Here is a 6644-nt window from a genome sequence, read left to right as displayed (position 1 = left end):
CAGCAGAATGACGGCCAGCGCCAGCACTACCCAATACAGCTGAATGCCGAGAATGTCCTGCCAGAGCAGCACGGAGAGCCCGAACGAGGCGCCCAGCGACAGGGCCACGGTGCCCACAATGACGATCGCGGCGACCAGGCTTCGGGTGATGATCATCATGATGAGCAGAATCAGGCTTAGCGCTGCGATTCCGACGATCATCAGGTCATATTTGACCGATTCCTGGATGTCTTTGTAGCTCGCCGCCGTTCCGGCGACATAGATGTGCGAGCCCTCAAGGGGAGTTCCCTTCACGGACTCTTTTGCCGCATTCTTAATTAAGTCGATATGCGATATGCCCTGCAGAGTCGCGGGGTTACCTTCATGGGTGATGATCATCTCGGCGGCCTTGCCGTCCGGTGACATGAAGAGTTTCAGGCCCCGCTTGAAATCTGGGTTGGAGAAAACCTCCGGAGGCAGGTAGAAGGAGTCGTCGTTTTTGGCCTTGTCGAAGGCTTGTCCCATGGCGGCAGGGTTGTCGTTGGCGTACGCCGACTGGTTGTTGATCCCGGAGTTCGTCGCGTAGTTGGAGAGCGTCAGTTCCAAATTCGTCATCTGGCTGTTGATCTGGGGCGGTATCAGCGCCACCAGTTTCGGCTGGAGCGCATCCAGTTTGTCTAAAGACGCAGTAATGCTGACGAACTGGTCGGCGAGTTCGTCGATGCCGTCGATCGCGTCGAAGACGCTTCTCAAGGCGAAGCAAACCGGGATGTCGTAGCAGTGCTTCTCCCAGTAGAAGTAACTTCGAATCGGTCGGAAGAAGTCGTCGAAATCGGCGATCTTGTCGCGGAGTTCATTGATGGTGTCAATCGTGTCGTGAAAGCTTTGGGTCTGCTCGTGCGTCGCGGCCGCTGACTGCTGTTGGAGTGCATATTGCTGCTGCAAGATGTTGATCGTTTTCCTCAGCTCGGCGGCCTGTTTGAGGAGGTCGGCTGCGCGGTCTTTCTGGTACTTCAGGTTCATGACTTGACCGACGCTTTGCTGGCTGAGCTGAAACGGTATCGAGCTGTGGTCGAGCGGCGTCCCGAGGGGCCGGGTAATCGCCTGCACCTTCGCGATACCGGGAGTGTGGAAGACGTTTTTGGCCACCCTCTCCAAGACCAGCATGTCGGCCGGATCACGCAGGTCATGATCGGCCTCGACCATCAGCAGCTCGGGATTCAGCCGGGCCTGCGAAAAATGCCGCTCCGCAGCCGCATATCCGACCTTCGCCGGCGTCGCGGCCGGCAAGTAGGGCTTGGAGTCGTAACTCGTCTTGTATCCCGGCAGGGCAAGCAGACCGATAAGCGCGACAGCGATTGTCACCGCAAAAATGGGAGCCGGCCAGCGCACGATGGCGGTGCCGATGCGCCGCCATCCCCGCGTCCTCATCGTGACCCTGGGTTCCAGCAGACCGAACCGACTGCCCACCGCGAGTACGGCGGGGGCCAGGGTGAGCGCGGTCAGAACCGAAACCAGCATCCCCACTGCTGAGGGAATGCCCATGGATTCAAAGTAAGGCTGGCGAGCAAACTTCAGGCAAAATACTGCCCCAGTGATGGTCAGTCCCGAGCCCAACACGACGTGGGCGGTGCCGTGAAACATCGTGTCGAAGGCTGTCTTTCGCTCCTCGCCGGCTCCGCGTGCCTCGTGATAGCGGCCATAGACGAATATCGCGTAGTCCGTCCCGGCGGCGATCGCCAGCAACGTGAGGATATTGACCGAAAAAGTCGACAGCTCAATGAGATTGAGGTTTCCCAGAACGGCCACGACTCCCCGCGCCGCAGCCAGTTCGACGAGGACCGTGAGTAGCACGACCAGCGTGGTGACGGCGGACCGATAGACCCAAGCCAACATGATCACGATCACCAAGAATGTGATGATCGTGACCTTAATGATTCCTTTGTTGCCGACCTCGAACTGATCGGTGATCAGCGGTGCCGCGCCGGTGACATAAGCCTTGACGCCCTTGGGTGGTGGCATGTGGTCGACGACGTCCCGCACCGCGTCGATCGATTCGGCCGATAGAGCGTCGCCTTGATTGCCGGCCAGATACACCTGAACCAATGCCGCCTTGCCGTCGTTGCTTTGGGAGGCGGACGCCGTCAGCGGATCCCCCCAGAAGTCCTGGATGTGCTCGACGTGCTTCTTGTCGGCCTCGAGTCGCCGGATCAAGGTGTCGTAGAACCGGTGGGAGTCATCACCGAGGGGCTTGTCGCCTTCCAGCACGATCATCGCCGCACTGTCGGAATCGAACTGGCGGAACACCTTGCCGATGTGTTTCATCGCCTGCAGTCCCGGTGCGCTCGGCGAACTCATGCCGACCTGATGCGCTTGGGCAACGGCCTCCAGCCGTGGGACCGCAATGTTCGTGAACGCAGCCACGCCCAGCCAGAACAGGACGATCGGCACCGCAAGCCGGCGGATGGTATGCGGGATGGCGTTGGGGTTGCTCATCCGGATTTGTCCAGACAGAACGTGTAGGCGTTCACTTCGTTGACCGTCCTCTCGTCCTTGACCTCGCCGTTGATAACGATGCGACAGCCGAGCGTGCTGCTGTTGCCTTGAGCGGTCAGGTTGGCGATGACCGCAGGGTCTGTGGTGGTGGCCTCGTACTTCCACGGCAGCGGCACGTGGTCGACGCGCTGCGGCGCAGCATGGATGTCTTGGTAGTTGATGGTTGCCACCGCCCCGGGATCACCGAAGACCTCGTACACCACGTGTTTGGGGTTGAACGGCACGCTGTCGTTCAGCACGCCGGTCGGAGTGGACGTGTCGTTGTGTGATCCGAAGATGCCGTGCAGCCGAGATACGCCGAACCCCGCGAGCGCCAGCACTGCGGCGGTGACCAGCACTATCCACCAGCGCCTCACGACGTGGGTCAGTGAAATCCCAGCCACCTTTTGGGCCTTTCGGTAACCGGCGAGAGGTCGCTTGCGCGAGTCATCCCGTCCGCCACGAGGAGTCGACGGCAATAACAGTACGGTACCGTTCCGGACACCACAACAGATAACCGAGCGACTGCCAGTTCTGCATCTGCTTACCTGCGTCATCGGTTGTCTGTAGCGTTGGCATCTGGTCGGGATTGAGCCAGACAGTGGGGGTTGGCAATGAACGACGCCAGATCTATGCGCAATCAACGGGCACGCCGGCCGAAGCCCGCGTTAAGCACACGGCTTCGTCTCCTTGGTGCGGTGGTGGTGGCCACCGGAGCGCTGCTGGCAAGCCCACCCGCGCCATCCGCATCCGCGCAGCCGTGCCCCGACGTCGAGGTGGTGTTCGCGCGCGGCACCGCTGAGTCGCCTGGTGTGGGCGGAGTGGGACAGGCCTTCGTCGACGCACTCAATTCACAGGCCGGTGGCCGGTCAGTCAGTGTGTATCCGGTCAACTACGCGGCCAGCAGCGATTTCGGAGCGGGCCTAGAGTTCGCCAGAACTTTCGTCGACGGGCTCTACGACGCAGGCGCTCATATCGAGTCCACCGCCGCGAACTGCCCCAACACCCGGATCGTGCTCGGCGGATACTCGCAAGGCGCGGCCCTCGCCGGCTTCGTCACCTCGGCTGCCATACCGAAGGAAGTACCTGCTCAGTACGTCTCGTACCTGCCCAAGCCGATGCCACCGGAGGTCGCCAATCACGTTGCTGCAGTGACGCTTTTCGGACGACCCTCGAATCAGTTTCTAACCGAGAACGGCGCTCCGCCCATCACGATCGGTCCGCTGTATGCCCCCAAGACCATCGATTTGTGCGCTCCTGACGACACAATCTGCAATGGTGCGCCCGGTGGGCAACCCAGCTTCGCGCACATTGCGTATCTGTCGAACGGCATGACGAACGACGCCGCGGCCTTCGCCGTGAGCCACCTGTAACTGGTTAGCCCCCGGGCCGAGTGAGGCTCGGGACGATGACGTCGTCGACGAGGGCTCGCACGGTCTCCGTGGTGGGTAGCCGGCCGGGAATGATGGACCGGAAGATGAGGTAGCCGGGCAGCAGGTCCCAGAGTTCGTCGTTGATGGCGGCCTCATCGATCTCACCGCGGTCGACGGCTTGTTGCAGAATGCGCCGGATCAAGGCCTTGCGCTGGACGAGGAACTCGTGCTGCATGACGTCGTTGAGTGCCGGGTTGCGCGACACCTCAACAAGCACTGCGCGGATAGTGCTGGCGTGCTGGCGGCCGTGCTCGCAGATCACTTCCCCCACTCGCATCAAGTCGCCGCGAAGGGTGCCGGTCTCGGGTGCGACGGCGACTTGCCGGATGCCCTCGATGAACGCGGCCAGCACCAGTTCGGCTTTCGACGGCCAGCGCCGATAGACGGTGGCCTTGCTGGCCCGGGCGGTGGCCGCCACCGCGTCGACGGTCAACCGGTCATATCCATGTTCCTGCAGCAGCCGCAACGTGACTGCGAGCAGCTCGCTTTCCCGGGGCGACCACGGCGAGGCATCTGCGGCGGTGTCGGCGATTTGGGTCACAGCGCCCACGATAGAACCCATTTGGTAGTACAGACCAGTACCGTACTGCACGGCCGTTACGGTTCGTCAATGTCGCGACCGGTGGCCAGGTCGCCGCACTCGACGTGTTCGACGTCGTCGCGACTGCGCAAGTAGGCCGCCGCGCCATGGTCGCCGCTGATGCAGGCCAGCACAGCGGGCCAGTGCTGGCGGGCCAGCACGACGGGATGCCCGGGCTGGTCGCCGAAATACGCGCGGGCCAGTCCGCTGTCAGATGCCAAGGTGCGCTTGAGAACTCGCCCAACGACCGCCGCGCCAACGTCAGGGGTGTCGACGACATGCAGCACCGCGTAGTCGGCGTGCATGGAGTCGGCTTGGGCCAGGCCGGTGCGCACCGAAGCGCTGATGCCGTCCTGCCAGTCGGGCGCGGTGACTGCCGTGACACCCGGCGGTGTCGGAACCTCGGCGGCGCCGAGGACCAGGACCACGTCGTCGCAGCCGCCGTCGTAGAGCGCCGTAACTGAGGTGGCCAGCCAGTCATCGACCAGCACTTTGGGCTTGCCGTAGCGGCGTCCGGCGCCGGCAGCCAGCAATACCCCGACAATACGGGGTTTTATTGCGCCGCTCCTCCTCATCGCTTCGCTCTGCATCATCACCGGCGCGTGGTGGTGTCGTGGTGGATGCGTCCGTCGACTTCGGTGAGCGGACGACCGCCGCCGCCCCAGCAGCGCGCGATGATCTCGGCGGCGATCGACACCGCGGTTTCCTCGGGTGTGCGAGCTCCGAGGTCCAGGCCGATCGGGCTGGCGAGCCGCGTCAGTTCGGCCTCGGTGAGCCCCGCTTCGCGCAGTCGGTTCAACCGGTCTTCGTGCGTGCGGCGCGATCCCATTGCGCCGACGTAGGCGAGCTGCGGTAGCCGCAGCGCCACCTGCAGCAGCGGCACATCGAACTTCGGGTCGTGGGTGAGCACGCAGACCACGGTGCGCCAGTCGATCGCGCCCTGCTCGGCCTGGGCACGCAAGTAGCGGTCCGGCCACTCGGCGACCACCTCGTCGGCGTCGGGAAACCGCGCGGTGGTGGCAAACACCGGACGAGCGTCGCACACGGTGACGCGGTATCCGAGGAAAGCGCCTTGTCGTGCGAGCGCCGCGGCGAAGTCGATCGCGCCGAAGATCAGCATCCGGGGCGGCGGCGCGTGGCTGGCCACGAACACCTCCATACCGGCGTCCTGGCGTTGACCGTCCGGACCGTACGTCAGCACGGCGGTACGGCCCGCGGCGAGCAGGCCACGGGCGTCGTCGGTGACCGCGGCATCGGCACGCGCCGAGCCCAGCGACCCGTCGACCGCGTCGGCGGTGAGCACCAGCCGTCGCCCCAGCCAGGCCGGGTCCGGGTGGGCGATGACGGTGGCGACCGCGGTCGGGCGGTGGGCGGCGATGTCGTCGGCCACCGCCTGCAGCTGCGGAAAAGTGCGCCGCGACACCGGTTCAGCGAAGACGTCGATCTCCCCGCCGCAGGTAAGGCCCACTGCGAAAGCGTCGTCGCCGCTGATGCCGTAGCGCTGCAGTTCCGGGCGCCCGGTTCGCACCACCTCGGTGGCCAGCTCGTAGACCGCGCCCTCCACGCAGCCGCCCGATACCGAGCCGGTGACCGTCCCGTCGGGCGCGACCACCATCACCGCGCCTGCCGGTCGCGGCGCGGAGCGCAACGTGCGGACCACCGTGGCGACGCCGGCGGTGTCGCCGGCGCGCCAGATCCGCAGCAATTCCGCCAGTACGTCCCGCACCCGCTCGCGCCCTTCCCTGCCCCGCGTCTACGTGCGATAATGGCACTCTCCAAAATGATACTGTGCTTCTCGTAATCCGATAGCAGTTGGATTGGCGAGGAAGTGGAGCGCCCTGGATGACTGAAACCGTCGCAGCGCGGTATGCCGGCACCCGGGTCCAGCGGGTGGAGGACACCCGCCTGCTCACCGGTCGGGGCACCTTCGTCGACGACGTTGCGCGACCGGGCATGCTGCATGCCTGCTTTGTGCGCAGCCCGTTCGCGCGGGCCCGCATCAACCGCATCGACGCCTCGGCCGCGCTGGCGCTGCCCGGGGTGCGTGCAGTGTTCGTCGCCGCCGACCTCAACCCCGGAGTCCACGAGGCCTGGCACGCGGTGGCGGGCAAGGACGT

Annotated in this window: 6 protein-coding genes and 1 pseudogene; 2 read left to right on the top strand and 5 right to left on the bottom strand. The window is 64.4% G+C overall.

Annotation, left to right across the window (positions count from 1 at the left end; genetic code table 11):
* On the bottom strand, positions 1–2475 hold a 2475-nt coding region (locus VFA16_RS12625; protein WP_324968136.1), incomplete at its 3' end, for an MMPL family transporter.
* Positions 2472–2918: an MmpS family transport accessory protein gene (locus tag VFA16_RS12620; protein WP_324968135.1), complete on the bottom strand. Its 447-nt coding sequence runs from the start codon at positions 2916–2918 to the stop codon at positions 2472–2474. The genes VFA16_RS12625 and VFA16_RS12620, both read right to left, overlap by 4 nt.
* A 228-nt stretch (positions 2919–3146) precedes the next feature.
* Between VFA16_RS12620 and VFA16_RS12615 the strand changes: the two genes are divergently transcribed.
* Positions 3147–3887, top strand: coding sequence for a cutinase family protein (locus tag VFA16_RS12615; protein WP_324968134.1), 741 nt, complete (start codon positions 3147–3149; stop codon positions 3885–3887).
* Positions 3888–3891: 4 nt separating this feature from the next.
* Here VFA16_RS12615 and VFA16_RS12610 read toward each other — a convergent pair whose 3' ends face one another.
* Genes VFA16_RS12610 through VFA16_RS12600 form a run of 3 tightly spaced genes read right to left on the bottom strand, consistent with a single transcriptional unit; the run spans position 3892 to position 6253 of the window.
* Positions 3892–4500, bottom strand: a complete 609-nt coding sequence (locus VFA16_RS12610) for a TetR/AcrR family transcriptional regulator (RefSeq protein ID WP_324968137.1) — start codon at positions 4498–4500, stop codon at positions 3892–3894.
* Between the two features lie 44 nt (positions 4501–4544).
* Entirely contained in the window at positions 4545–5120 is a 576-nt protein-coding gene (locus VFA16_RS12605) for a nucleotidyltransferase family protein (RefSeq protein ID WP_324968133.1), read from the bottom strand.
* Positions 5120–6253 (bottom strand): XdhC family protein, encoded by a 1134-nt coding sequence (locus tag VFA16_RS12600; protein WP_324968132.1) that lies wholly within the window; start codon positions 6251–6253, stop codon positions 5120–5122. The genes VFA16_RS12605 and VFA16_RS12600 overlap by 1 nt, the downstream gene beginning before the upstream one ends.
* A gap of 116 nt (positions 6254–6369) precedes the next feature.
* Here VFA16_RS12600 and VFA16_RS12595 point away from each other — a divergent pair.
* Positions 6370–6644 (top strand): annotated as a pseudogene (locus VFA16_RS12595) (xanthine dehydrogenase family protein molybdopterin-binding subunit); the annotation flags it as partial.

Origin of the sequence: Mycobacterium sp., assembly GCF_035653355.1 — a bacterium.
GTDB lineage: Bacteria > Actinomycetota > Actinomycetes > Mycobacteriales > Mycobacteriaceae > Mycobacterium.
This window is presented reverse-complemented; position numbering and strand designations above follow the sequence as displayed.

What these genes read in the sequence shown, in the direction of transcription:
- VFA16_RS12605 (WP_324968133.1), bottom strand. Translation starts at nt 5,120, where the DNA reads ATGATGCAGAGCGAAGCGATGAGGAGGAGCGGCGCAATAAAACCCCGT.
- VFA16_RS12615 (WP_324968134.1), top strand. Translation starts at nt 3,147, where the DNA reads ATGCGCAATCAACGGGCACGCCGGCCGAAGCCCGCGTTAAGCACACGG.